Genomic DNA, 22,852 nt, shown 5'->3' on the forward strand with positions numbered 1-22,852 from the left:
ATTCGGGAAAGATCGGCGAAAGTGGGAACGCAAGGTGATGTTTTGGGGGAGGGAAGTGGGCAGCCTTCGGGTCGCCATTCCCTGAAGAACGGTGCGGAACATGCAGACCACGCTCGCTCGTGAGATCACCCTGAAGGGGGCCGGCGTCCACGCCGGGGTCGAGGCGACCGTCACGCTGAAGCCCGCGAGCGCCAATACCGGTACCGTCTTCGTCCGTTCCTTCGCCGACCAGTCTCCCCGCAAGGCCACCGTCTCCCACAAGTCCGTCCAGGCCACCGACCTCGCCACCGTGCTGGGCGATCGCTCCGGCGCCCTGGTCTCCACCGTCGAGCATCTCCTGTCCGCCTTCGCCGGCCTCGGCGTCGACAATGCGACGGTCGAGATCGACGGCCCCGAGGTTCCGATCCTCGACGGCAGCGCCGCCGAATTCGTGGACGCCATCGACGACGCCGGCGTGGTCGAGCTGCGCGGCCGCCGCAAGTATCTCAAGGTCCTCAAGCCCGTCCGGGTCGAGAACGGCGCCTCCTTCGGCGAGCTTCTCCCCTACGACGCCGGCTTCCGCCTCGAAGTGGAGATCGACTTCTCCCACGAGCTGATCGGCCGCCAGCGCTTCGCCGCCACCATGAACCCCGGCGTGTTCCGCCGCGAGCTGGCGCCCGCCCGCACCTTCGGCTTCCTCAAGGACGTGGAGCGCCTGCGCTCGGCCGGCTACGCCCGCGGCGCAGCGCTGGAGAACACCGTCTGCCTCGACGAGGCCGGCGTGCTCAACCCCGAGGGCCTGCGCTTCGACGACGAGTTCGTGCGCCACAAGGCGCTGGACGCGGTGGGCGATCTGGCGCTCGCCGGCCTGCCGCTGCTGGCCCGCTACCGCTCGTTCCGCGGCGGCCACAAGCTGAATTTCGCGGTGGTGGACGCGCTGCTCGCCGACCGCTCGGCCTTCGCCGTGGTCGAGGAGGCTGCCCGTCCGGTGCGCGACACGGTGGGTGTCGACATCGGCGTCTCCGCCCCGGTGCCGGTGTTCGCCCCGGACGTCTGATCGCCGCGGCCCGACTTTCGTCAACCTCCTCACCCGGCGGGTTCTCCCGCCGGGTTTTCCTTTTTTGGCGCCCCGCCGGGGTCCCCCGTGCCCTCCGCTGTGGCCCACACGACACGCCCTGCCCAAGGAAATGCTTTGCCGGCCGGTTGCTGCCACAATACCGGCCGAAAATTCCCCTACCCGCATCTGCGGCAAGGCGCGGGCGGGCCGAAGGCCGAGAGCAGAGCCGGGGGGCGGCGGCGATCGCGACGCGATTTCCTTAACCCCGAAGCTTCTATAGAAACGCAGCAGCCGAACGGCGCGGCACGGAAACGGATCGTGATGCCATCTTCGACCGAAGCTCACACGTTGCGCGCGCGCCTGAGGGGCGCCCTGTGCGCCGTCTCGCTGGCCTGCGCGCTGGTCCTGTCGGCCTGCGCCAGCGACAAGGACGAGGTGCTCCCCCCCGACGAGCCGGCGGAGAAGATCTACAATGAGGGCCTGACCCTGCTGCGCCAGCAGCGGCCCGACCAGGCGGCCACCCGATTCGAGGACGTGGACCGCACCCACCCCTATTCCGAGTGGGCCCGAAAGGGCCTCCTGATGGCGACCTATTCCTATTTCGAAGCCGGAAAGTACGACGAGGCCATCATGGCCGGCCGCCGCTACGTGGCGCTTTATCCCGGCTCGCAGGACGCCGCCTACGCGCAGTATCTGGTCGCCTCCTCGCTCTACGAGAACATTCCCGACATCACCCGAGACCAGCGCAAGACCCGCCAGGCACTGGAGGCGCTCGAAGACGTGGTGCGCAAGTATCCCAACTCGGAATACGCCGCCACCGCCAAGCGAAAGATCGAGGTCGCGCGCGACCAGCTCGCCGGCAAGGAGATGCTGATCGGCCGCTACTACATGGAGCAGCGCAACTACACCGGCGCCATCAACCGCTTCAAGGTGGTGGTTACGCAATACCAGACCACCCGGCAGGTGGAAGAGGCGCTCATGCGCCTCACCGAGTGCTACATGGCGCTCGGCGTGGTGAGCGAAGCGCAGACGGCAGCCGCGGTTCTGGGCTATAATTTCCCCGACAGTCCGTGGTACAAGGACGCCTACAAGCTGGTCTCCTCCGGCGGCATGACGCCCCAGGAGAACAAGGCGTCCTGGATCAGCCAGGCATTCAAGAAGATGGGGCTCGGCTAAAGGTCCATGCTCGCCTCGCTCTCGATCCGGGACATCGTCCTCATCGAGAAACTCGATCTCTCCCTTGCGGACGGACTGACCGTCCTCACCGGCGAGACGGGAGCGGGCAAGTCGATCCTGCTTGATGCCGTGTCGCTCGCCCTCGGCGGGCGTGGCGACGGCGCCCTGGTCCGCCACGGCGCCCAGAAGGGCCAGGTGACGCTGGTCTTCGACCTCGCGCCCGACCATCCCGCCCATGACATCCTCGCCGGCGCGGACCTGCCCGACGAAGGCCCGCTCGTCATCCGCCGGGTGCAGATGGCGGATGGGCGCACTCGCGCTAGCATCAATGACGAGCAGGTGAGCGTGCAGACGCTGCGCCTGATCGGCGCGAGCCTCGTGGAACTGCACGGCCAGCATGACGACCGCGCCATGGTGGACGCCGCGAGCCATCGCGCGCTGCTGGACGCCTTCGCCGGCCTGTCCGGCGCCGCTTCCGGGCTCGGCAGCCTGTGGCGCCTGTGGCGCGAGGCGCTGGAGAACGCCCGGGCCGAGCGCGCGCGCATCGCCGCCGCCGAGAAGGAGGCGGACTTCATCCGCCATGCGGTGGAGGAACTGGGCGCGCTCGCGCCGAAGCCGGGCGAGGAGACGCAGCTCGCCGAGCGCCGCACCACCATGATGCGTTCCGAGAAGATCGCCGGCGACCTCTCCGAGGCGCTCGATGCGGTCTCGGGCGGCGCCTCCCCCATTCCAGCGCTCGCCGCCGCAGTGCGCCGGCTGGAACGCCGCGCCGGCGAGGCGCAGGATTTGGTGCGCCCGGCGGTCGCGGCCATCGACGAGGCGCTCAACGCCCTGGAGATGGCACGCGGCCACCTGGAGACGGCGCTTGCCGACGCCGCCTTCGAGCCGGCCGAGCTGGAGCGCATCGAGGAGCGCCTGTTCGCCTTGCGCGCCGCGGGCCGCAAATATGCCTCGCCCGTGGACGACCTGCCGGCCGTGGTCGCGCGATTCGCCGGACAATTGGAGCGGCTCGACCAGAGCGCGACCTATCTCGCGGGCCTGGAGAGGGTCTCGGCCGATGCCGAGGCCGCCTATCGCGCTGCCGCCGATACGCTCTCGCAGGGCCGCCACGCTGCCGCGCGGCGCCTCGACGACGCGGTGGGCGCCGAACTCGCGCCGCTGAAGCTGGAACGCGCCACCTTCATCACCAAGGTTTCGAGCGACCCCGCGAGCGCCGGCCCCGACGGCTACGACCAGGTGGAATTCTGGGTGCGCACCAATCCCGGCACCCGCCCCGGCCCGCTCATGAAGGTGGCCTCGGGCGGCGAGCTGGCGCGCTTCCTGCTGGCGCTGAAGGTGGTGCTGGCCGACAAGGGCTCGGCGCCCACTCTGGTGTTCGACGAGATCGACACCGGCGTCGGCGGCGCGGTGGCGGATGCCATCGGCCTGCGCCTCGCCCGGCTCGCCGACCAGGTGCAGGTGCTGTGCGTGACCCATGCGCCGCAGGTGGCGGCGCGGGCGCGGCACCACCTGCTGATCGCCAAGGGAGCGATGGACGGCGCGATGGACGGGGCGATGGACGGCACCGCGCGCGCCCCCGCCGATCAGGAACTGCCCGTCACCACCTCCGTCGCCGTGCTCGGGACGCGCGACCGGCGCGAGGAGATCGCCCGCATGCTGGCCGGCGCCACCGTCACCGCCGAGGCCCGCGCGGCGGCGGACCGGCTGCTGAAGACGGCACGTTAGGGGACGCAGCCCCTGCGCGGCTGCCGCCTCACTCCTGCCCGGGCTTGTCCTGCCTCAGGCTCTTGACCGCGCCGCGCCGGGCCTTCGATTCCAGGCGGCGCGTCTTGGAGCCGAGGGTGGGCCGCGTGGGGCGGCGCGGCGGGTCCACCTTCAATGCGGCGCGCACCAGCTCCACCAGGCGCTCGATGGCGTCATCGCGGTTGCGTTCCTGGGTGCGGAAGCGCTGGGCCTGGATCACCAGAACGCCTTCGCGCGTGAGGCGCCGGCCGGCGAGGCCGGCAAGGCGCGCCTTCACCGCCTCCGGCAGGCTCGGGGATGCGGCGACGTCGAAGCGCAATTGCACTGCGCTCGACACCTTGTTCACGTTCTGCCCGCCCGGCCCGGAGGCGCGCACGAAGGCGAGGACGATCTCCTCCTCGGGGATGCGGATGCGGGGCGAGACTTCGATCATGATTCGCTAGAGCACGCGCCGATCAGGTTGCTTCGCAAGCTGATCGGATCACGCGTTCTCTCTCTTTGAGTTAGAGGGCGTCCGGACCGCCGGAGCATAAGCGGTTCTCCGGCGCCCCGCATGCGCCGCGCGCGCCTTCCGCGGCCCCCCGCCGGCGCCGTCAGATGGCGTGGCGGTTGGCGGACGGGCCGAAATGCTCCACGTAGCGCGGGCTCAGCGCCGAGACCGGCAGCATGATGAGCACGTCGGTGGTGCCGAACTGGTGGTCCACCACCGCGCCGTCGCCCACATAGCCGCCGAGCCGCAGATAGCCCTTGATGAGCGGCGGCAGCGCGTGCAGCGCAGCCTTGGGGTTGATGTCCGCCTTCGCCATGCGGTCCATGGAGGTGTAGCGGCGCTCCACCGCGCGGGCGCGCCATTCCTCGGGCGCGCGGGCATTGTGGTGCAGGAAGGAGAGCGGCAGCGCCAGCGCGTCCGGGTCGGTGCCCTCCAGGCTCGCGCAGCCGAACATCACGTCGATCTTGTTGCGCAGGATGTAGGTCCACACGCCGTGCCAGAGCAGTTCCACCGTGCGCTTGTTGCGGTAGGGCTTGAGCACGCAGGAGCGGCCGAGCTCCAGGAACCTGAGGCCGGGATGGGCGGCGATGATGCCGGAGACGTCGAACTCGCCCTGGGTGTAGAAGCCGCCATGGCGCTGGGCCACGTCCTGCTTCAGCAGCCGGTAGGTGCCGACCACCTTGGGCTTGCGGCGCCCGAGCACCACCTTGCCGGCCTCGTGGTCGAGCACGAGGATGTGGTCGCAGATGGTGTCGAAGCTGTCCATGTCGCGGCGCGCGAGGCGCGTGGCGGCGTCCGGAACCGCGGCCATCTCCTCGTAGAACACCTTGTAGCGCAGACGCTGGGCGCGGCGCACGTCGCGCGCGGTGCGGGCGAGCCGCACCTCCAGCGCGCCGAGGCGGCCGAGCACCACATTGTCCTTCAGCGGCACCGCCTCGCGGTGGCGGATGCCGGAATAGGCGCGCAGGTCCGTCACGAATTTCTGCGGATCGGGCAGGAGCGGCTTGGCGACGCCGCCCGGCACGCCTGCGGCCGCCCGCTCGGGGAAGAACGGAAAGGCGGCATCGCGGCCGAACCAGGGCTGCTGGAACAGCGGCGCGCCGGGCGCGGCCTGTCCCTCGCCCAGCCGGCCGGCCGGCTTCAGGCCCGGCCACTTGGCGAGGCTCTCCTTGGCCACGTCGATCCCGCGCCCGACGAGCGCGGGAAAGTCGAAGCCCGGATCGTTCTGTCCGATGCGTTTCATTGCAACGCCCCCTCCCTCGGGCCGCTGCGGGCGAACTGCGGGGCTGGCGCCCTTCGCCCCATCCACGGTCTCAAGGGCATCCCGACATCCCGGCCCCTGCCCTGAACGAGGCCGGGGGCCGCGGTCCGGCATATGTGCCGGGTGATCGAGAGCAACACCATAATTTTCCGACGCCCGTGTGACAATCTCCGCCACGCCGAAGCGCCGCCCGAACCCCGTCCGGCGCGGCACGCTCCTCTTGTCCGGCCAGGGCCGGCACGCGCCCGGAGTGCGCCACGGCCCCCCGCGGTCGACCCAAGACTAGCATTGACGCCCGGGCATGTCGCCGGGGGAAGATGCCGCGCGATGACAGGGCGAATCATGCTGCCGCGCCGATGGCGGAGCACGATCTCCCCTATGGGCATGGATGCCGGATCGGAAACAGGGCGCGCACGCCCGTACCGCGCCCCGCGCTCCCGACCAGAAATCTGTGCGCGACCTTGATGTTCGGGGCCAATTTTGACGCCCGGCCACGCCAGGTGGCGCGGATCGCGCTATGGCGCCTGCGTGCGGCACCGGCCGCGCCCGGCCGGATGGTGTCGGGCAGCCGGTGCCCGACACGCAATTTGATGGGGCCTCTCAGATGATCTCGCGCTACCGTCCGTCCGCCCGCGCCGCCGGCCTCGCCGTGGCCGGCCTGATCGCTCTTTCCGCACCGGCTCTGGCGCAGCCGCGGCCGACCCCTTCGAGCGTCACCTCGGTGGTGCTGCCGGGCGTCGGCCCGGTGAACATCCTCACCTACAACGCCGCATTCGTCTCCGGCGATCCCGCCACCCGCCGGGTGGTGCTGGAGCAGCCGAACGGACGGCGCTGGGCGGTGCGGGTGCCGGCGCTCTATGCCGACGTGCTGAGCATGCCGGTGGGCCAGAACCTCGTCATCCGCGTCCTGCCCGGCGAGGTCACGGCGCTCGGCAAGGCGCGCCAAGGCAAGCCCGGCGAGGTGCTGGCGGAAGAGGTGCTGGACGCCGGGCTGCCCGGCTGGCCGCAGGATTTCGGCGTCCGCAAAGTGACGGTCACCACCATCTTCGTCGGCATCGACGCGGCGGCGGGCACCGTCACCTTCGAGGCGCCGGATGGCACGGTCCGCACCATGCGGTCGACCGATCCCAAGGTGCTCGGCGACCTGCAGCAGGTCTCGCCCGGCGACCTCGCCCAGATCACCTATTTCGAGGGCCTGACCGTCAACGCCGTGCGCTGACCGGCCGGCGGGGGACCCGGCAGCGGGTGCCCCGCTTTTCCGCACGCGCCGCATGCGTCGGGCACGACGGCGCGCCGCTCAGGCCGCGGCACGCGGGCGCTCGGCGGCGGCGCGATAGGCCAGCGCCTCGGCGAGGTGGCGCCGGCCGATGCCGTCCGCGCCGTCGAGGTCGGCCAGGGTGCGCGCCACCTTCAGCACCCGGTGGTAGCCGCGGGCGCTGAGGCGCATGGCGTCCGCCGCGTCCCGCAGCAGCGCCGCGCCGGCGCTGTCCGGCTGCGCGACGGCATCGAGCAGCGGGCCTGAGGCCGCCGCATTGGTGCGCACGTCCGGCCGCCCGAGGGCGCTGTAGCGCTCGGCCTGGATCTCCCGCGCCATGGCGACCCGCGCCGCCACCTCCCGCGAGCCCTCCGCCGGCGCCGGCAAAACGAGGTCGGAGGCCGAGACCGAAGGCACCTCCAGATGGATGTCGATGCGGTCGAGGAACGGGCCGGAGAGCCGCGCCTGGTATTCGTCGGCGCAGCGCGGCCCCCTCTTGCAGGTGAAGCCGGGCTCGCCGGCGCGCCCGCAGCGGCAGGGGTTCATGGCGGCGATCAGCTGGAAGCGGGCGGGATAGGTGACGCGGTGGTTGGCGCGCGCGATCAGCACCTCGCCGCTCTCCAGCGGCTGGCGCAGGCTGTCCAGCACCTGGGGCGTGAACTCGGGCAGTTCGTCCAGGAACAGCACGCCGTTATGGGCGAGCGAAACCTCCCCCGGCCGCGCCTTGATGCCGCCGCCCACCATGGCGGCCATGCTGGCCGAATGGTGCGGCGCGCGGAACGGCCGGCGGTCCATCAGCGCGCCGTTCTCGATCGTGCCCGCCACCGAGGCGATCATGGACACGTCCAGCATCTCGGCCGGAGAGAGCGGCGGCAGGATCGAAGGCAGGCGCTGGGCAAGCATGGACTTGCCCGCCCCCGGCGGGCCGACGAACAGCAGATTGTGGCCGCCCGCCGCGGCCACCTCCAGAGCGCGCTTCGCCGCCTCCTGGCCGCGCACGTCCCTCAAATCGAGCGGCGCCAGCGCCGGCTCGCCCATGCGCGGCTCGGGGCGCGCCATCACCTGCCGCCCCGAGAAATGGTTGGCGAGGGCGATGAGCGAGACCGGCGCGAGGATGTCCATGTCGGGGCTCGCCCAGGCCGCCTCGGCGCCGCAGGGCGCGGGGCAGATGAGCCCGTGCCCGCGCGCATTGGCGCCGATGGCGGCGGGCAGCACGCCGGCCACCGCCGCGAGCGTGCCGTCGAGCCCGAGTTCGCCCACCACCGTGAAGCCGGCCAGCGCATCCGCCGGGATGGCGCCGATGGCGGCCATGAGGCCGAGGGCGATGGGCAGGTCATAGTGCGAGCCTTCCTTCGGCAGGTCCGCCGGGGCGAGATTGATGGTGATGCGCCGGGCCGGCAGCGCGAGGCCGGAGGCGATCAGCGCCGCCCGCACCCGCTCCTTGGCCTCGGTCACCGCCTTGTCGGGCAGGCCGACGATGGTGAAGGCCGGCAGGCCCGCGGCCACGTGCACCTGCACGTCCACGGGGCGCGCCTCCACCCCCTCGAACGCCACCGTCGCCACGCGCTGGATCATGCGCGCCCCCTGAAGCCCCTGATTGCGGAAGGCTAGCGGAGCACGCGGAGCGGCGCAAGAACGAATTGGGAACATCCATTCCCCATTCCCTCGCCGCCCAACCGCGCCTAGGGTGCGCCGGTGGTGCCGGGGGAGGGATGCATGGCGGCGACGCGGTTTCGCTACGTGGTGGTGCTGCTGCTGTTCATCATCACGGTGGTGAACTATGTGGACCGCGCCGCGATCTCCTATGCCATCCCGGCCATGGAGGCACAGCTCGGGCTCTCCAAGCTCGATGCCGGCACCATCCTCGGCGCCTTCGGCATCGGCTATGCGGTGACGACGCTGATCGGCGGCTTCGCGGTGGACCGCTACGGCGCGCGCCTGGTGCTGACCATCGCGGCGGTCATGTGGAGCCTGTCCATCGGCCTCACCGGCGTCGCCTCCGGCTTCCTCACCCTCTATCTGGCGCGCACCCTGCTCGGCGTCTCGGAGGGGCCGAACTTCCCGGCCATGACGGGCGCGCTCGCACGCTGGCTGCCGCCGGTGCAGCAGGCGAGCGCCCACGGCTACGCGCTGCTGGCGGTGCCGGTGGCGCTCGCCATCGGCGGCCCCATCGTCACCCAGCTTCTGGCGCTGCTCGACTGGCGCTGGACCTTCGGCGTGCTGTTCGCGCTCTCGGTGGCCTGGGTGCCGCTGTGGTTCTTCCTGTTCCGCGACGATCCCGCCCGTTCGCCCCACGTCAACGCGGCGGAGCTGGCCACGATCCGCGCGGGGGCCGCCGCCGCGCCGCCCCCGGCCAAGCGCATCTGGCCCGAGCGCGTGGTGCTGCGCGCGCTGCTGACCAACCGCACGCTGCTCGCCAACTACTGGGCGTTCTTCGTGTTCGGCTATTTCCTGTTCTTCTTCATGAGCTGGCTGCCGAGCTACCTGCACACGGTCTACAAGCTGGAGCTGACCACGGTCGGCGCCTTCACGGTGGTGCCGTGGCTGGCCGCGGCGGTGGCGCTGTGGGCGCTCGGCCTCCTGTCGGACCGCCTGCTGAAGACCACCGGGCGCCTCAGGGTGGCGCGCTCCTACGTCATCGCCGGCAGCCAGCTGGTGGCGGCGCTGGCGGTGGTGCCGGTGGCGTTCGCCGACAACCTCGTTGTGGCGATCGCCGGCATCACGGTGGCGGTGGCCGCCTCCATGGGCGCCAATGCGGCCTATTACGCGGTGAACGTGGACATCGTGCCGGAGCGGGCGGCGACCGCGCTCGGCATCATGGACTTCGCCTTCGCGCTCGCCGGCTTCCTCGCCCCCGCGCTGACGGGATGGGTGCTGCACCTGCGCGGGTCGTTCACCGACGGCTTCCTGCTGATGGCGGCGCTCGCCCTGTCCTCGGTGGTGGTGGTGCTGGCGTTCCACCACCCGGACCGCGACCGCAGGGCTCATTGAGGAGCCCTGCGCGCCGGCGGCTTGCGCGCAGGGCCGGGCCGGGCTGAAATCCGGCCCCCAAAATCCCCCCACGCGCCACGCCGGAGCCGCTCCATGTCCGCACAATCGTCCACGATCCAGGACCTGGTGGCGCGCCAGTTCGGCCCGCAGGCGCAGGCCTATGTGACCAGCGCCGTCCATGCCCAGGGCGAGGACCTCAACGCGCTCGCCCGCCTGCTCGCAGGCCGGGGCGATGCGCGCCTCATCGACCTCGGCTGCGGCGGCGGCCATGTGAGCTTCACCGCCGCGCCGCACGTGCGCGAGGTGGTGGCCTACGACCTGTCCGCCGAGATGCTGGCGGCGGTGGCCGGCCAGGCGGCAAACCGCGGCCTTGGCAACATCGCCACCGCGCAGGGCGTCGCCGAGCGCCTGCCGTTCGACGACGCCAGCTTCGACATCGTGGTCTCGCGCTACAGCGCCCACCACTGGGCGGACGCGGCGGCGGGCGTGCGCGAGGCGCGGCGCATGCTGAAGCCCGGCGGCCTCTGCGTGTTTATGGACGTGATCGCCGCCGAGAACGCGCTGCTCGACACCTTCCTCCAGACGGTGGAGATGCTGCGCGACCCCTCCCACGTGCGCGACTATGCGGCGCGCGAGTGGCGCGCCTTCGCCGGGGAGGCCGGCTTCGCGGTGGAAGGCGAGACGCCGCGGCGGCTGCGGCTCGAATACGGCCCCTGGATCACCCGCATCGGCACCAGCCCGGTCAACGCCGCCGCCATCCGCTCGCTCCAGGAGGGCGCGCCGCAGGAGGTGAAGCGCCACTTCGAGATCGAGGCCGACGGCACCTTCACGCTCGACACTCTGACGCTGGTGCTGAAGGCGGTGTGAGCGGCGGGGGGCGTTTCGCGTCGCCCTCCCCCTTTCGCACCGTCAGCCCTTTAAACCGCCGTCGTGCTCCGGCTTGACCGGGGCATCCATGGCGCCTCCCCGCCGCCCGCCCGGCCGCAGGATGGGCCCTCCGGTCAAGCCGGAGGGCGACGGTGGTGGAAGGGGCAAGGGAGGAAAAAAGCCCGCCGCACCCGACCGAGTTGCCGTCATGCCCCGGCTTGTCCGGGGCATCCACTCTGCGGTCTGCGGGCGGCCGAAGACTGAAGCGCCGGCCTAGCCGCCGGGTGGATCCCCCGGACAAGCCGGGGGATGACGGCGGGGAGAGAGGCAGCGGTGGCTGCAGGCTTCCGGCAAAACCCAGCTGCATCCGTCCTTTAAACCGCCGTCATCCCCCAGACGAGCCGAGGGAGGACGGCGGTGAAGGGCGCCGCGCTATTTCTTCTCCAGCAGGATCTGCCCCTGCTTCATCACCAGGTCCTTGGCCTTGTTGGCCAGCATGGAGAGGAAGAAGGGCAGCTCCACCGAGAGGTTTACGGCCTCGTCGAGCACATCCAGCGTGCCGGAGGCGTGCTGGCCCATGACCGCGACGCGGAAGTCGAGGTGGCCGTCGGTCCAGCGCTCCTCGACGATCTCCACATGGCTCGCGAAGCGGTCGCGCACCGTGGTGAGGCCGGATTGCAGCCGGCGCGTCGCCTCCTCCCGGCCGAGCTTGTGGGGAACCGAGGCGGTGAAGGGCTGGGCCATCGTCGAAACTCCGAAATTCAGCGCGCCGCGCGCTTGTCCTCGATCTTGTCCCAGATCTCGACGGCGATATCCGGGCCGCCCAGGCGCTTGATGGCGCGAAGGCCCGTGGGCGAGGTGACGTTGATCTCGGTGAGGTTGCCGTCGATCACGTCGATGCCGACGAAGATCAGCCCCATCTTCTTGAGCGAGGGGCCGATGCGGGCGCAGATCTCCTGCTCGCGCGGCGTGAGGTCGGTGGGCTTCGCCGCGCCGCCGCGCACCATGTTGGAGCGCAGGTCGCCCTCGCTCGGCACGCGGTTCACCGCGCCCGCCGCCGCCCCGTCCACCAGGATGATGCGCTTGTCGCCGTGCTTCACCGCGGGCAGGAAGCGCTGGATCACCCAGGGCTCGCGGAAGGTGGTGGCGAAGAGGTCGTAGAGCGAGCCGAAATTGAGGTCGTCGGCGGCAAGGCGGAACACCGCGGCGCCGCCATTTCCATAAAGCGGCTTCATCACCACGTCGCCGAACTCGGCGCGGAACGCCTTGATCTCGTCGAGGTCGCGGGAGATCAGCGTCGGCGGCATCAGGTCCGGGAACTCGGTGACGAAGATCTTCTCCGGCGCGTTGCGCACATGGGCCGGGTCGTTCACCACCAGCGTCTTCGGGTGGATGCGCTCCAGGAGATGGGTCGCGGTGACATAGGCCATGTCGAACGGAGGGTCCTGGCGCATCAGCACCACGTCCATCTCGGCGAGCGGCACGCGCACCTTCTCGCCGAGCGCGAAATGGGCGCCGGCCTCGTCCTTCACGGTGAGCGGCTCGATGGTGGCGAAGACGACGCCGTCGCGCATGGCCATGCGCTCGGGGGTGTAGTGGTAGAGCGCGTGCCCGCGCCGCTGCGCCTCCAGCAGCAGAGCGAAGGTGGAATCCCCCGCGATGTTGATGCGGGCGATATGGTCCATCTGGACCGCGACCTTGAGAGCCATGACCATCTCCGGCGCCCGGCGCGGCGGAGCGCGGGCCTTGCGAACGTTGCTCTATCTATAGGGCGCCGCGCCGTCCCGCCAGCGGCGGGGGCCGCTTGGGCGGAACCCCTGCCCTGCGCCGCGCCGGCTTGACGGCGGCACCCGCGGCTTGCCACATGGCGGCCGCCGCAGCCCCGGGGAGCCGATGCCGACCCTCGCCTTGCCCTTCCCCGCCATCGATCCGGTGCTGGTCCATGTCGGCCCGCTCGCCATCCGCTGGTATGCGCTCGCTTATATCGCCGGGCTGGTGCTGGGCTGGCTCTATGCGCGCTGGCTGGTGGCGCGGCCGGCGCTGTGGGGCGGCACCTCGCCCATGCGGCCGCAGGACCTCGACGACGCTCTGTTCTGGGCGACGCTGGGCGTCATCCTCGGCGGACGGCTCGGCTACGTGCTGTTCTACAATCCGGCCTATTTCGCCGCCAACCCGGCCGACATCGTCGCCGTCTGGAAGGGCGGCATGTCGTTCCACGGCGGGCTCGCCGGCACCATCGTCGCGCTGGTTCTGTTCGCCCACGCCCGCGGCATACGCATCTTCTCGCTGCTCGACGTCGCGGGCGTGGTGGCGCCGCTCGGCCTCCTGTTCGGACGCATCGCCAACTTCATCAACGGCGAATTGTGGGGCCGCCCAGCGGACGTCCCGTGGGCGGTGGTCTTCCCCACCGGCGGCAACGTTGCGCGCCATCCGAGCCAGCTCTACGAGGCGGCGCTGGAAGGGCTGGTGCTGTTCCTCGTGATGCTGCTCGTAGTGCGGCTCGGCGGGCTGAAGCGGCCGGGCGTCGCCGCCGGCATCTTCGGCATCGGCTACGGGCTCGGGCGCATCACCGGCGAGTTCTTCCGCGAGCCCGACGCCCAGCTCGGCTATCTCGCCTTCGGCACCACCATGGGCATGTGGCTGTCGGTGCCGGTGGTGCTGGCCGGCCTCGCGCTGCTCCTCTATGCGCTCAGGAGGCGCCCCGCGCCGTGAGCGGGGCGCTCGAAGCCGAGATCAGGGGGCAGATCGCCGCCGGCGGACCCATGCCGCTGCGCCGCTTCATGGCGCTGGCGCTGGGCCATCCGAAATACGGCTACTACATCACCCGCGACCCGCTCGGCGCGGCCGGCGACTTCGTCACCGCGCCCGAGATCAGCCAGATGTTCGGCGAGCTGATCGGCCTGTGGGCGGTGGCGCAGTGGCAGGCCATGGGCGCTCCCTCCCCCTTCCGCCTGGTCGAACTCGGCCCCGGCCGCGGCACGCTGATGGCGGATGCCCTGCGCGCGGCGCGCGTCATGCCGGACTTCGCCGCCGCCGCGCGGCTGCATCTCGTGGAGACGAGCCCCGCGCTGCGCGCCGCCCAGGCGCGCGCGCTCGGCGTCGCCACGCCTCAATGGCACGACCGCCTGGAGGACGTGCCGGACGGCCCGGCCATCGTCGTCGCCAACGAATTCTTCGACGCCATCCCCATCGACCAGTTCGTGTTCCAAGGTGGGCGCTGGCACGAGCGCCGGGTCGGCCTCGATGATGCGGGCGCGCTCGCCTTCGGGCTCCATCCCATGCCGTCGCCGGAGGCCGCCCCCTTGGCCGCGCCGCTCGGCCCGCCCGCCGAGGGGGCGGTGCTGGAGCGCATGGAGCCCGGCCCCGCGCAGGCGCTCGCGCGTCGCATCGCCGGGCAAGGCGGCGCGGCGCTGGTGATCGACTACGGCCATGGCGGCGGCTATGGCGACACGCTCCAGGCGCTGAAGGCCCATCGCTTTGTCGATCCGCTCGCAGATCCGGGCGAGGCCGACCTCACCGCCCATGTGGACTTCTCCGCCCTCGCGCGGCTTGCCCGCGCCGCGGGCGCGCGTGCCTTCGGCCCGCTCGGCCAGGGGGCGTTCCTGCTGCGCCTCGGGCTCGCCCAGCGCGCCGAGCGGCTGAAGGCGGGCAAGGACGCGGCGGCGCAGGCGGCGGTGGAGGCTGCCGAGCTGCGGCTCGCCGGGACGCAGGAGGGGCAGATGGGCGCGCTGTTCAAGGCTATGGTGATCGCCCATGAAGGGCTCGGCGCGCCGGTCGCGTTCGATGCCGCCGAGGAGGTCCGCTGATGTATGTGGAAGCGCCGTCGTTCAAGGGCCTACCGGGCATCCGTCATGCCTTCTTCACCCGGCGCGGCGGGGTGTCCTCCGGCATCTATGCGAGCCTGAACGGCGGCCAGGGCTCGAACGACGATCCCGCGAACGTGGCCGAGAACCGCGCCCGCATGGCGAAGGCGCTGGGGGTGGAGGCGGGCCACCTCGTCGCCTGCTGGCAGGTGCATTCGCCCGACGCGGAGCTCGCCACCGCCCCCTGGAGCCGCGAGGACGCGCCCAAGGCCGACGCCGTGGTGACGGCGACCACGGGCATCGCCGCCGCCGTCTCCATCGCCGATTGCGGCCCGGTCCTGTTCGCCGATCCGGAGGCGCGCGTGGTCGGCGCCGCCCATGCGGGCTGGAAGGGCGCGTTCGGCGGCGTCATCGCCGCGACCGTGGCGCTGATGGAGCAGCAGGGCGCGCGCCGCGCCAACATCCGTGCCGCCATCGGCCCGCTGATCCGCCAGCCGAGCTACGAGGTAGGCGAGGACTTCGTGCAGCGCTTCCTCGCGGCGGACAAGGCGTTCGTCCAGTTCTTCGCGCCGGCCGACCGGCCGCACCACGCGCTGTTCGACCTGCCGGGCTTCATCGCCCTGCGGCTGAAGGAGGCCGGCGTCGGCCATGTGGAGGACCTCGGCCTCGACACCTATCCCGACGCCGAGCGCTTTTATTCCTACCGCCGCGCCACCCACCGGCACGAGCCGGACTATGGCCGGCTGATCGCCGCCATCGCGCTCGGCTGAAGCAAGGATCGCCCGCTGATGAAGTCATCCGACGTCGACATCCTCCTGGTGCCGGGCTGGCAGGGCTCCGGCCCCGATCACTGGCAGAGCCGGTGGGAGCGTGCGCTCTCCACCGCGCGGCGCGTCGACCAGGCGGACTTCGACGCCCCGGACCGCCAAGCCTGGACCCAGCGCCTCGTGGAGGAGGTGACGCGCGCGACCCGGCCCGTGGTGCTGGTGGCCCATTCGCTGGGCGTGCCCACCGTGGTGCATGCGGCACCCTCCTTCCCCTCGGGCAAGGTCGTGGGCGCCTTCCTGGTGGCACCGCCGGACCTGGCGGCGAGCCGCGTGCCGGAGCTTGCCACGTTCGCGCCGGTGCCGACCGATCCGCTGCCCTTCCCCTCGGTTCTCGTGGCGAGCCGCACCGATCCCCATTGCGCCTATCGGCAGGCGGAAGGCTTCGCGCTCGACTGGGGCGCGGCGCTGGTGGATGCGGGCGATGCCGGCCATGTGAACGCCGAGGCGGGGTTCGGTCCCTGGCCGGAAGGCTCCATGCGCCTGCTCGGCTTCCTGCGCGCGCTCTAGGCGGAATCTTAAACGTTCCTTAACCGTTCCCATGGACCGCCGCGCCGTTTGCCGCTACCCCTGAGGTGTTAATGAAACCTTAGCGGGGACGGATGAAGGCCATGCGGTCGGGCGAAGCGGGATATGCGCGCGCCCTCAAGGCATTCGCCACAATCGGCGTGATCGGCGCGGGCCTGATGCTCGCCGGCTGCCAGACCGACGGCCTGTCCGGCGGCGGCGGCGCGCTTGCCTTCGACCGCATCGAAGGCCCCCCGCCGCAGAGCTTCGACCGCCTCGTGACCCAATTGTCCAGCGCCGCCGACGCCCGCAGGGTGGAAGTGGTGTCGCGCCAGCAGGACGCTCCCTACCGCGTCAAGGGCTACCTCTCGGCGCACCAGGAGGGCGGCAGGACGTCGGTCGCCTATGTCTGGGACATCTATGGCCGCGACCGCGAGCGGGTCGCGCGCGTCTCCGGCGAGGAGACGGTCTCGGCCGCCAAGGGCTCCGACCCCTGGGCCGCCTGCACCGACGCCTGCCTCGCCAAGATCGCCGAAAGCACCATGGCGGGCCTGTCGGAGGCTCTCGGCGGTCCGGCCGCGCCGGCGGCGGCCGCGATCGCGGCAGCGGCGCCCGTGGCGCCCGAGCGGTCCGCGAGCCTCGGCCTCCAGGGCGAGCGGGGCGCCGCCCTCGGCTACGCCGCGCACTGACGCCGGAGCGATCACCCGACACGGCCTTTACAAAGGCCCGACCGCCCGCCTATCTGGACAATCCAGCACGGTGGCCCTGGCGTCGGGCGGAGTACGAAATGTCATCCGAGAACGGTCCCATGAAGCTCGTCGCCGGCAATTCCAACCGCGCGCTCGCCGAAGCCATCGCCGCCTACCTCGCCAGCCCGCTGACCAAGGCGGTGGTGCGGCGCTTCGCCGACATGGAGATCTTCGTCGAGATTCAGGAGAACGTGCGCGGTCAGGACGTGTTCGTGGTGCAGTCCACCTCGTTCCCCGCCAACGACCACCTGATGGAGCTGCTCATCATCATCGATGCGCTGCGCCGTGCCTCGGCCAAACGCATCACGGCGGTGCTGCCCTATTTCGGCTATGCGCGCCAGGACCGCAAACCCGGCCCGCGCACGCCAATCTCGGCCAAACTGGTGGCGAACCTCATCACCCACGCCGGCGCTGACCGGGTGATGACGCTGGACCTCCATGCGGGGCAGATCCAGGGCTTCTTCGACATCCCCACCGACAACCTCTATTCCGCTCCCGTCATGGTGCGCGACATCAAGGACCGGTTCGACATCTCGAACCTCATGGTGGTGTCGCCCGACGTCGGCGGCGTGGTGCGCGCCCGCGCGCTGGCCAAGCGCATCGACGCCCAGCTCGCCATCGTCGACAAGCGCCGCGAGCGCCCCGGCGAGAGCGAGGTGATGAACGTCATCGGCAACGTCGAGGGCCGCTCCTGCATCCTGGTGGACGACATCGTCGATTCCGGCGGCACGCTGGTGAACGCGGCCGAGGCGCTGCTCGCCCGCGGCGCCAAGGAGGTCACCGCCTACATCACCCACGGCGTGCTTTCGGGCGGCGCGGTGGCGCGCATCACCGCCTCCAAGCTCAAGGAGCTGGTGATCACCGATTCGATCCAGCCGACCGAGGCGGTGCGCGTGGCCCGCAACATCCGCGTGGTCTCCATCGCCTCGCTCATCGGCGAGGCGGTGGCCCGCACGGCGCACGAGGAATCGGTCTCCAGCCTGTTCGACTGATCGGGCGGCGGCGTGGCCGGCAAGCCTGACGCGGCGCGCCCGGCCGCCCCGTCCGTCGCCATCTGCGCCATCTTCCGGGACGAGGCGCCCTATGTGCTGGAGTGGGTGGCGCACCATCGCGCGCTCGGCATCGACCACATCTTCGTCTTCGACAATGAGAGCCGGGACGGCACCTCCGAGCTGCTCGACCGCCTGTCCACCCTCGGCTTCCTGACCCGCATCCCCTTCCCCGACGACGCGACGTCCGCCCCCCAGCCCCGCGCCTATGCGCGCATGCTGGAGATCTGGCCGGCGCATGTGGACTTCGTCGCGTTCATCGATGCCGACGAGTTCATCTATCCCGACCGCGCCGGCTTCGACCTGAAAGGCTGGATCGGCGCGCGCGCCGCCGACCCCGCGGTGGGCGCCATAGGGCTCAACTGGTGCACCTATGGCAGCGCCGGCGAGATCGCCTTCAGCCCGCGCGCGGTGCTGGAGCGCTTCCAGCACCGCAGCGAGCGGCACCACGAGGTGAACCCGCACGTGAAGACGCTGCTGCGGCGCGGGGCAGGCCTCGCCTGCATCAACCCCCACGCCTTCATGCTCCGGGACGGCCTGCGCTATGTCCATGCCGACGGGCAGGCGCTGCGCGATTGCCCCGAGATCGGTCCGGGCGGATCGCAGGACGTGGTGTGGGGACCGGTGCGGCTGAACCACTATCCCGTCAAGTCGCGGCAGGAATTCTTCCACCGCAAGCGGCTGAAGGCGAGCGCCGCGCTGCTGTCGCGGCAGAAGGACCTGGCCTATTTCCAGATCCACGACGCCAACGCGGTCAGGGACGTCCCGCACCGGGCGCTGCTGTCCCGCGCCGCCCGGCTGAGGCGCCGCTACGCGCGCCACGTTGCCGGCCTGTCCTGGCCGCGCAGCCTCCTGTCCCGCCCGGAGCGCCATCCTTTGCTGGCGCGGATCGGGGCCCTCTTTCCGGCGCTCACGCCGGCCCAGCGCACGGCGCTCGCCGCGTGGTCCCCCACCCTGCCGCCGCTCGGCGCCGGGTTCCTCGACCAATGCGAGGTTCAGGGCGACGTGCTGCGGCTGGAGGGCTGGGCGTTCGGCCCGGACGGCGCGCCGATCGATGCATTCGCGGTGGTGGTGGACGGCGAAGCCGCCGCGAACTTCGCCCTCAGAAGGGTCGATCGTCCCGACGTGCCGGTGCACTATCCCGGCGCCACCGGCGCAAGCGGGTTCGAGATCGAGCTTCCGCTCCCCACCCCGCTCCGGCCGGGCGCCGAGATCATGGTCCGCGGCCGGTCTGCCGGCCGGCAGGAGATGCCGGCCCTCGCCGAAGGGCGCTGGGGCGGATGATGCGCCGGCGCCGGAGGGAACGCCTCACGCCTTGCGCGGCGCAGGGCCGGTCCGCCAGTCGGGACGGGCGCGCACGGTGCGCACTGCCGCCGGGGGCAGCGACATGGCGGGCAGCGCGCGGTCGTCGGTGAGTTCGGCGAGGAAGCGCTTGGCCCAGCGGTCGATATCGTTGGCCTCCAGCACCGACATCATGCGCCGGTAGCGGTCGGACCGCTCGGGGAGCGGCATCTCCAGCGCCCGCCGCAGCGCCTCGGCCATGCCGTCGAGATCGTGCGGATTGACGATCAGAGCCCCGGCGGACAGCTCGTGCGCGGCACCGGCGAACTGCGACAGCAGCAGCACCCCGGGATCTTCCGGGTCCTGGGCGGCGACGAACTCCTTGGCCACGAGGTTCATGCCGTCGCGCAGCGGCGTCACCATGGCGACGCCCGCCGCCCGGTAGATGCCCGCAAGCGCCGAGCGCGAATAGGTGCGGTTCACATAGCGCAGCGGGGTCCACGACACGTCGCTGTAGAGGCCGTTGATCTGCCCCGCCTTGCGCGAGACGAAGCGGTCCATCTCCGCATATTCGGGCACCTCGGTGCGGCTCTTGGGCGTGATCTGCACATAGGCGACCTTGTCGTGCCAGTCTTCCGCGTTGCGCAGGAAGCGCTCATAGGCTTCCAGGCGATTGGGGATGCCCTTGGAATAATCGAGCCGGTCCACGCCGACGATCAGCTTGCGGCCGCTCAGGCTCTCCTTGAAGCGCTTGACGAACTGGCTCCGGCTGGCGTGCCGGGCACGGCGGGCGAACGCCGCGGTCTCGATCGCCACCGGGAAGGCGCCGAGCTTCACCCGGCGCCCGCCCACGTCGTAGCTGCGCCCGTCCGCCGAGGACTGGCCGCCGCGGGTGTCGAGATAGCGGGCGAAATTCTCCTTGTCCTGCTCGGTCTGGAAGCCGACCAGGTCGTAATAAGCGAGCGCGCCGACGATCTCGCCGTGCTTCGGCAGGGCCTGGATCAGATCGGGGGGCGGCATGGGGATGTGGAGGAAGAAGCCGATGCGGTTCCTGTGGCCGCGCTCGCGCAGATACTGGGCCAGCGGCATCATGTGGTAGTCGTGGATCCACAAGACGTCGTCGGGCCCGATGATCTTGGCGAGATGGTCCGCGAAGTTCCGGTTTACCCGGATGTAGCCGGAGAGGTCCGCCTGGGCGAATTCCGCGAGGTCGACGCGGTAGTGCAAGATCGGCCAGAGGACCCGGTTGGCGAAACCGTTGTAATATTCCTGGTAATCGTCCTCCTTCAGGTCGATCACCGCATAAGTCATGCGCTTCTGGGTGGTCACGACCGGATGGTCCGAGGGCGTGGGCGTGATCGTCCCGCTCCAGCCGAACCAGATGCCGCCGCGCTCCTTCAGCGCGGCGTTCACCGCCACCGCGAGGCCGCCGGCCTGGGCGCGGCGCGCCGGGTCCGGGACGGCGACCCGGTTCGACACCACGACGATGCGGGACGCGCGCCCTGCCATCTCTTCCCCCGCCGGCCGGATCACCGGGCCGTCCCTGCGGCGAGCCCGGCGAGCCAGTCCCGCACCGCGCCGGCATCCGCGAGAACGATGTCCACGTCCGGCAGCCGCCGGCCCACCGACACCGCGGCGCCCCCATGGGCGCGGGCGGCGGCGAACCCAGCCTCGTCGGTGACGTCGTCGCCGACGAACACCGGCCGGCGCCCGGCAAAGGCCGGCTGCTCCAGGAATGCGGCCACTGCCGTGCCCTTGTCGTGCAGCGCCGGCTTCACCTCGAACACCATCTGCCCCGGCAGCACCACATAGCCGCGGCCGAACGCCTCGACCAGAGCGGCGATCTCGGGGCCCAGAAGCGCCCCGGCGTCGGGCGCCGCGCGGTAGTGCACGGCGATGGCGCTGGTCTTGTCCTCGGTGAACACCCCGTCGAAGCGGCGCGCGAGCTCGCCGAGGCCCTGGCGCAGCCGCTCCGGGAAGGGCTGGACCGAGGAGGCGACCGGGCCTGAGGCATCGAGGCGAAGTTCCGCCCCGTGGACCCCTGCCGCGGGCAGAACGAGCGGCGCGAACAGCGCGTCGAGCCGCGCCACGGTGCGCCCGCTCACCAGCGCGAGCGCCCCGCCGAAGCGCGCGGACACGTCGCCGAGCAGGCCCGCAAGGCCGGGCGGAACCCGCACCGCATCGGGATGGGGAGCGATGTCGATCAGGGTGCCGTCCACGTCCAGGAACAGGGCATGGGTCTCGGGGTCGGGAAGGACGGCACGGCGGGGATCGAAAGCGCGCGCGCGCGCGGCGGATGACGGCATCAATCACGACCTCTCTTGAGCTATGCCTTACCGAACGCCGGGGATCGGCGGGGGTTCCCATTGGGGCGCGGGTTTGTCTCTGGGCAGGCGCAAAAAAGGCGCCGCGGACGATCCGCCAAGAGCATCCATAGTCGAATAATACCACCCAACGTGGCCGACAGGCCACACCCGGCGATTTCCGGCCTGCCGCGGCGCCCGCCGCGCAGCGACGGGCCGGCGGTTATCGGGAGAACGGAATGTCCCGGCTGATCCCTTGAAAATGCTGGCAAGGCGGGGGCGGACGCCGGACGGGGCCGCCCCCGCCTCGCCGGCAGCACGATGACGCAAGGGTCGGGAACCTCGGGAACCGAAAGCCCGTGCTTGCGCTTGATCTCGGGCAAGGATGGGCTGCCCGGGAAACGCCATGGTATATGACGTTGGGTCCGGTGCCGTGCGGGCGGCCGTCCGGAACGTCCCGTCGAGCGGCGTCGTCCGCCGGCCGCTCTGCGGGGCAAACTCTGACGTGCGGACGCTCTTGCGGCCTTCCGGGCCGTAAGAAGGGGCAGGAGATCAAGATGAAAGCGGCTCTCATCGCGTGCGCCGTCGCGCTCGCTCTCGGCGGGTGCAGCGAATATTCGCGCTCCGACCGCACGGTCGGCGGCGCAGCCATCGGCGCCGGCACGGGTGCGCTCATCGGCGCGGCCGCCACGGGCACCGGCACTGGCGCCCTGGTGGGCGGCCTCATCGGCGCCGGCACGGGCGCCATCATCGGCGCCGAGACCACCCCGCGCGCCTGCTGGGCGAAGGATCGCTACGGCAACCAGTACCGGGTGCAGTGCCCCTGAGGCCGACCGGACCGATCGCGGAAAAGGGGCGCTCCGGCGCCCCTTTTCTTTTGTGCTTTTTGACCCGTCCCTGTCCCGTATCCGGCACCTTCCGACTGTTTTCGTGGCGGTTTTCCCGATGGTATTGCGGGTGGTTTTTCTGGCCGGACGGCGCCGCAAGGAAGACTTTGTTTACCTTGTTGACCCTAGAGTTCTCCGACCTCTGAGTTCGACTTCATAAGCGGGCCGGCATCGCCGACCCGCTTTTCTTTTGCCCGCTCCCTTCGGCTCTTGCTCGTGCCCGCGCGAGCCCCTCCCCCCGCGAGCCGCTTGCGCGCAAACCGCTCCCGCGCGAGTTCCCGGCGCGAGAGCGCCCGTCGACCCTGCTTTCCGCCTGGAACAAATTCAGCGGGGCCGCGTTTGACCGGCGGATGGACGTGCGGAGACCTTCACCATGACCGAACCGAGACACGCGCACAGCGGTCCCCCAACGGCCAGGCCGTGGTCTGCGCTGCCCGAAGGGCAGGCGGGGGCGCGGCCGCGCCGTCCGCGTATCGTCGACGAGGAGCGACGTCTACTGCGGCAGGCGCACGAGTCGCTCGCCGGCGCACACGTCAAGCGTGCCGACGTGGATGCGTTCGGCCACTTGGCCTGGGACGAGGAGCCGGGAACGAGCGAGGCGCAGCCCTCGCGGCTGTTCCGCGAATGAGT

The 22,852-nt window shown here is 71.2% G+C and carries 22 protein-coding genes; 15 read left to right on the forward strand and 7 right to left on the reverse strand.

Annotated elements, in window-relative coordinates:
* The first annotated feature begins 100 nt into the window (after positions 1-100).
* From lpxC to recN, 3 genes are all read left to right on the forward strand, one after another.
* Positions 101-1,036 carry a UDP-3-O-acyl-N-acetylglucosamine deacetylase gene (gene lpxC, locus D9R14_RS06955; RefSeq protein WP_121622589.1) on the forward strand — a complete coding sequence of 312 codons (936 nt, stop codon included), beginning with the start codon at positions 101-103 and terminating at the stop codon, positions 1,034-1,036.
* Between the two features lie 321 nt (positions 1,037-1,357).
* Positions 1,358-2,212 carry an outer membrane protein assembly factor BamD gene (locus D9R14_RS06960; RefSeq protein ID WP_121622590.1) on the forward strand — a complete coding sequence of 285 codons (855 nt, stop codon included), beginning with the start codon at positions 1,358-1,360 and terminating at the stop codon, positions 2,210-2,212.
* A 6-nt stretch (positions 2,213-2,218) separates the two neighbouring features.
* Complete coding sequence (gene recN, locus D9R14_RS06965; RefSeq protein WP_121622591.1) at positions 2,219-3,937, forward strand: DNA repair protein RecN; 1,719 nt, start codon at positions 2,219-2,221, stop codon at positions 3,935-3,937.
* Between the two features lie 28 nt (positions 3,938-3,965).
* On the opposite strand, the gene arfB is transcribed toward recN, so the two are convergent.
* Complete coding sequence (arfB, locus tag D9R14_RS06970) at positions 3,966-4,388, reverse strand: alternative ribosome rescue aminoacyl-tRNA hydrolase ArfB (protein WP_121622592.1); 423 nt, start codon at positions 4,386-4,388, stop codon at positions 3,966-3,968.
* A gap of 160 nt (positions 4,389-4,548) precedes the next feature.
* Complete coding sequence (gene olsB / locus D9R14_RS06975) at positions 4,549-5,688, reverse strand: l-ornithine N(alpha)-acyltransferase (RefSeq protein ID WP_121622593.1); 1,140 nt, start codon at positions 5,686-5,688, stop codon at positions 4,549-4,551.
* Between the two features lie 622 nt (positions 5,689-6,310).
* Between olsB and D9R14_RS06980 the strand changes: the two genes are divergently transcribed.
* The gene (locus tag D9R14_RS06980; RefSeq protein ID WP_121622594.1) at positions 6,311-6,925 is read left to right on the forward strand and encodes a hypothetical protein; all 615 of its coding nucleotides are present in this window, start codon (positions 6,311-6,313) and stop codon (positions 6,923-6,925) included.
* A gap of 78 nt (positions 6,926-7,003) precedes the next feature.
* Here the strand turns inward: D9R14_RS06980 and D9R14_RS06985 are convergent, their stop codons facing one another.
* Positions 7,004-8,536, reverse strand: coding sequence for a YifB family Mg chelatase-like AAA ATPase (locus D9R14_RS06985; protein WP_121622595.1), 1,533 nt, complete (start codon positions 8,534-8,536; stop codon positions 7,004-7,006).
* A 141-nt stretch (positions 8,537-8,677) separates the two neighbouring features.
* On the opposite strand from D9R14_RS06985, the gene D9R14_RS06990 reads away from it, so the two are divergent.
* Together D9R14_RS06990 and D9R14_RS06995 are read left to right on the forward strand one after the other, a co-directional pair.
* Positions 8,678-9,952 (forward strand): MFS transporter, encoded by a 1,275-nt coding sequence (locus D9R14_RS06990; RefSeq protein WP_121622596.1) that lies wholly within the window; start codon positions 8,678-8,680, stop codon positions 9,950-9,952.
* 93 nt (positions 9,953-10,045) lie between these two features.
* The gene (locus D9R14_RS06995) at positions 10,046-10,819 is read left to right on the forward strand and encodes a class I SAM-dependent methyltransferase (protein ID WP_121622597.1); all 774 of its coding nucleotides are present in this window, start codon (positions 10,046-10,048) and stop codon (positions 10,817-10,819) included.
* A gap of 432 nt (positions 10,820-11,251) precedes the next feature.
* Here D9R14_RS06995 and D9R14_RS07000 read toward each other — a convergent pair whose 3' ends face one another.
* The gene (locus tag D9R14_RS07000; RefSeq protein WP_121622598.1) at positions 11,252-11,563 is read right to left on the reverse strand and encodes a polyhydroxyalkanoic acid system family protein; all 312 of its coding nucleotides are present in this window, start codon (positions 11,561-11,563) and stop codon (positions 11,252-11,254) included.
* A 17-nt stretch (positions 11,564-11,580) separates the two neighbouring features.
* Complete coding sequence (gene gshB / locus D9R14_RS07005; RefSeq protein ID WP_121622599.1) at positions 11,581-12,528, reverse strand: glutathione synthase; 948 nt, start codon at positions 12,526-12,528, stop codon at positions 11,581-11,583.
* Positions 12,529-12,712: 184 nt separating this feature from the next.
* Here gshB and lgt point away from each other — a divergent pair, with 184 nt between their 5' ends.
* The 7 genes from lgt (at position 12,713) to D9R14_RS07040 (ending at position 19,035) form a co-directional block, all read left to right on the forward strand.
* Complete coding sequence (lgt, locus tag D9R14_RS07010; RefSeq protein WP_121622600.1) at positions 12,713-13,531, forward strand: prolipoprotein diacylglyceryl transferase; 819 nt, start codon at positions 12,713-12,715, stop codon at positions 13,529-13,531.
* Positions 13,528-14,625: a class I SAM-dependent methyltransferase gene (locus tag D9R14_RS07015; RefSeq protein WP_121622601.1), complete on the forward strand. Its 1,098-nt coding sequence runs from the start codon at positions 13,528-13,530 to the stop codon at positions 14,623-14,625. Before lgt ends, D9R14_RS07015 begins: the two co-directional genes overlap by 4 nt.
* Positions 14,625-15,392 (forward strand): peptidoglycan editing factor PgeF, encoded by a 768-nt coding sequence (pgeF, locus tag D9R14_RS07020; protein ID WP_121622602.1) that lies wholly within the window; start codon positions 14,625-14,627, stop codon positions 15,390-15,392. Before D9R14_RS07015 ends, pgeF begins: the two co-directional genes overlap by 1 nt.
* A gap of 18 nt (positions 15,393-15,410) precedes the next feature.
* A complete protein-coding gene (locus D9R14_RS07025; protein WP_121622603.1) occupies positions 15,411-15,956 on the forward strand; it encodes an RBBP9/YdeN family alpha/beta hydrolase in 546 nt (181 codons plus the stop codon).
* 101 nt (positions 15,957-16,057) lie between these two features.
* On the forward strand, positions 16,058-16,642 hold the full coding sequence (locus D9R14_RS07030; RefSeq protein ID WP_147452971.1) for a hypothetical protein: 585 nt from the start codon (positions 16,058-16,060) through the stop codon (positions 16,640-16,642).
* 98 nt (positions 16,643-16,740) lie between these two features.
* Positions 16,741-17,694, forward strand: a complete 954-nt coding sequence (locus tag D9R14_RS07035) for a ribose-phosphate pyrophosphokinase (RefSeq protein WP_121622605.1) — start codon at positions 16,741-16,743, stop codon at positions 17,692-17,694.
* A 12-nt stretch (positions 17,695-17,706) separates the two neighbouring features.
* Positions 17,707-19,035: a glycosyltransferase family 2 protein gene (locus tag D9R14_RS07040; RefSeq protein WP_121622606.1), complete on the forward strand. Its 1,329-nt coding sequence runs from the start codon at positions 17,707-17,709 to the stop codon at positions 19,033-19,035.
* A 24-nt stretch (positions 19,036-19,059) separates the two neighbouring features.
* Here D9R14_RS07040 and otsA read toward each other — a convergent pair whose 3' ends face one another.
* Together otsA and otsB are read right to left on the reverse strand one after the other, a co-directional pair.
* Entirely contained in the window at positions 19,060-20,541 is a 1,482-nt protein-coding gene (gene otsA / locus D9R14_RS07045; RefSeq protein WP_121622607.1) for an alpha,alpha-trehalose-phosphate synthase (UDP-forming), read from the reverse strand.
* A 20-nt stretch (positions 20,542-20,561) separates the two neighbouring features.
* Positions 20,562-21,338, reverse strand: coding sequence for a trehalose-phosphatase (otsB, locus tag D9R14_RS07050; protein ID WP_121622608.1), 777 nt, complete (start codon positions 21,336-21,338; stop codon positions 20,562-20,564).
* Positions 21,339-21,892: 554 nt separating this feature from the next.
* Between otsB and D9R14_RS07055 the strand changes: the two genes are divergently transcribed.
* A complete protein-coding gene (locus tag D9R14_RS07055; RefSeq protein ID WP_121622609.1) occupies positions 21,893-22,162 on the forward strand; it encodes a YMGG-like glycine zipper-containing protein in 270 nt (89 codons plus the stop codon).
* A 433-nt stretch (positions 22,163-22,595) separates the two neighbouring features.
* Positions 22,596-22,850: a hypothetical protein gene (locus D9R14_RS07060; RefSeq protein WP_121622610.1), complete on the forward strand. Its 255-nt coding sequence runs from the start codon at positions 22,596-22,598 to the stop codon at positions 22,848-22,850.
* The last annotated feature ends 2 nt before the right edge of the window (positions 22,851-22,852 follow it).

Source organism: Xanthobacter tagetidis (genome assembly GCF_003667445.1).
GTDB classification, from domain to species: domain Bacteria; phylum Pseudomonadota; class Alphaproteobacteria; order Rhizobiales; family Xanthobacteraceae; genus Xanthobacter; species Xanthobacter tagetidis.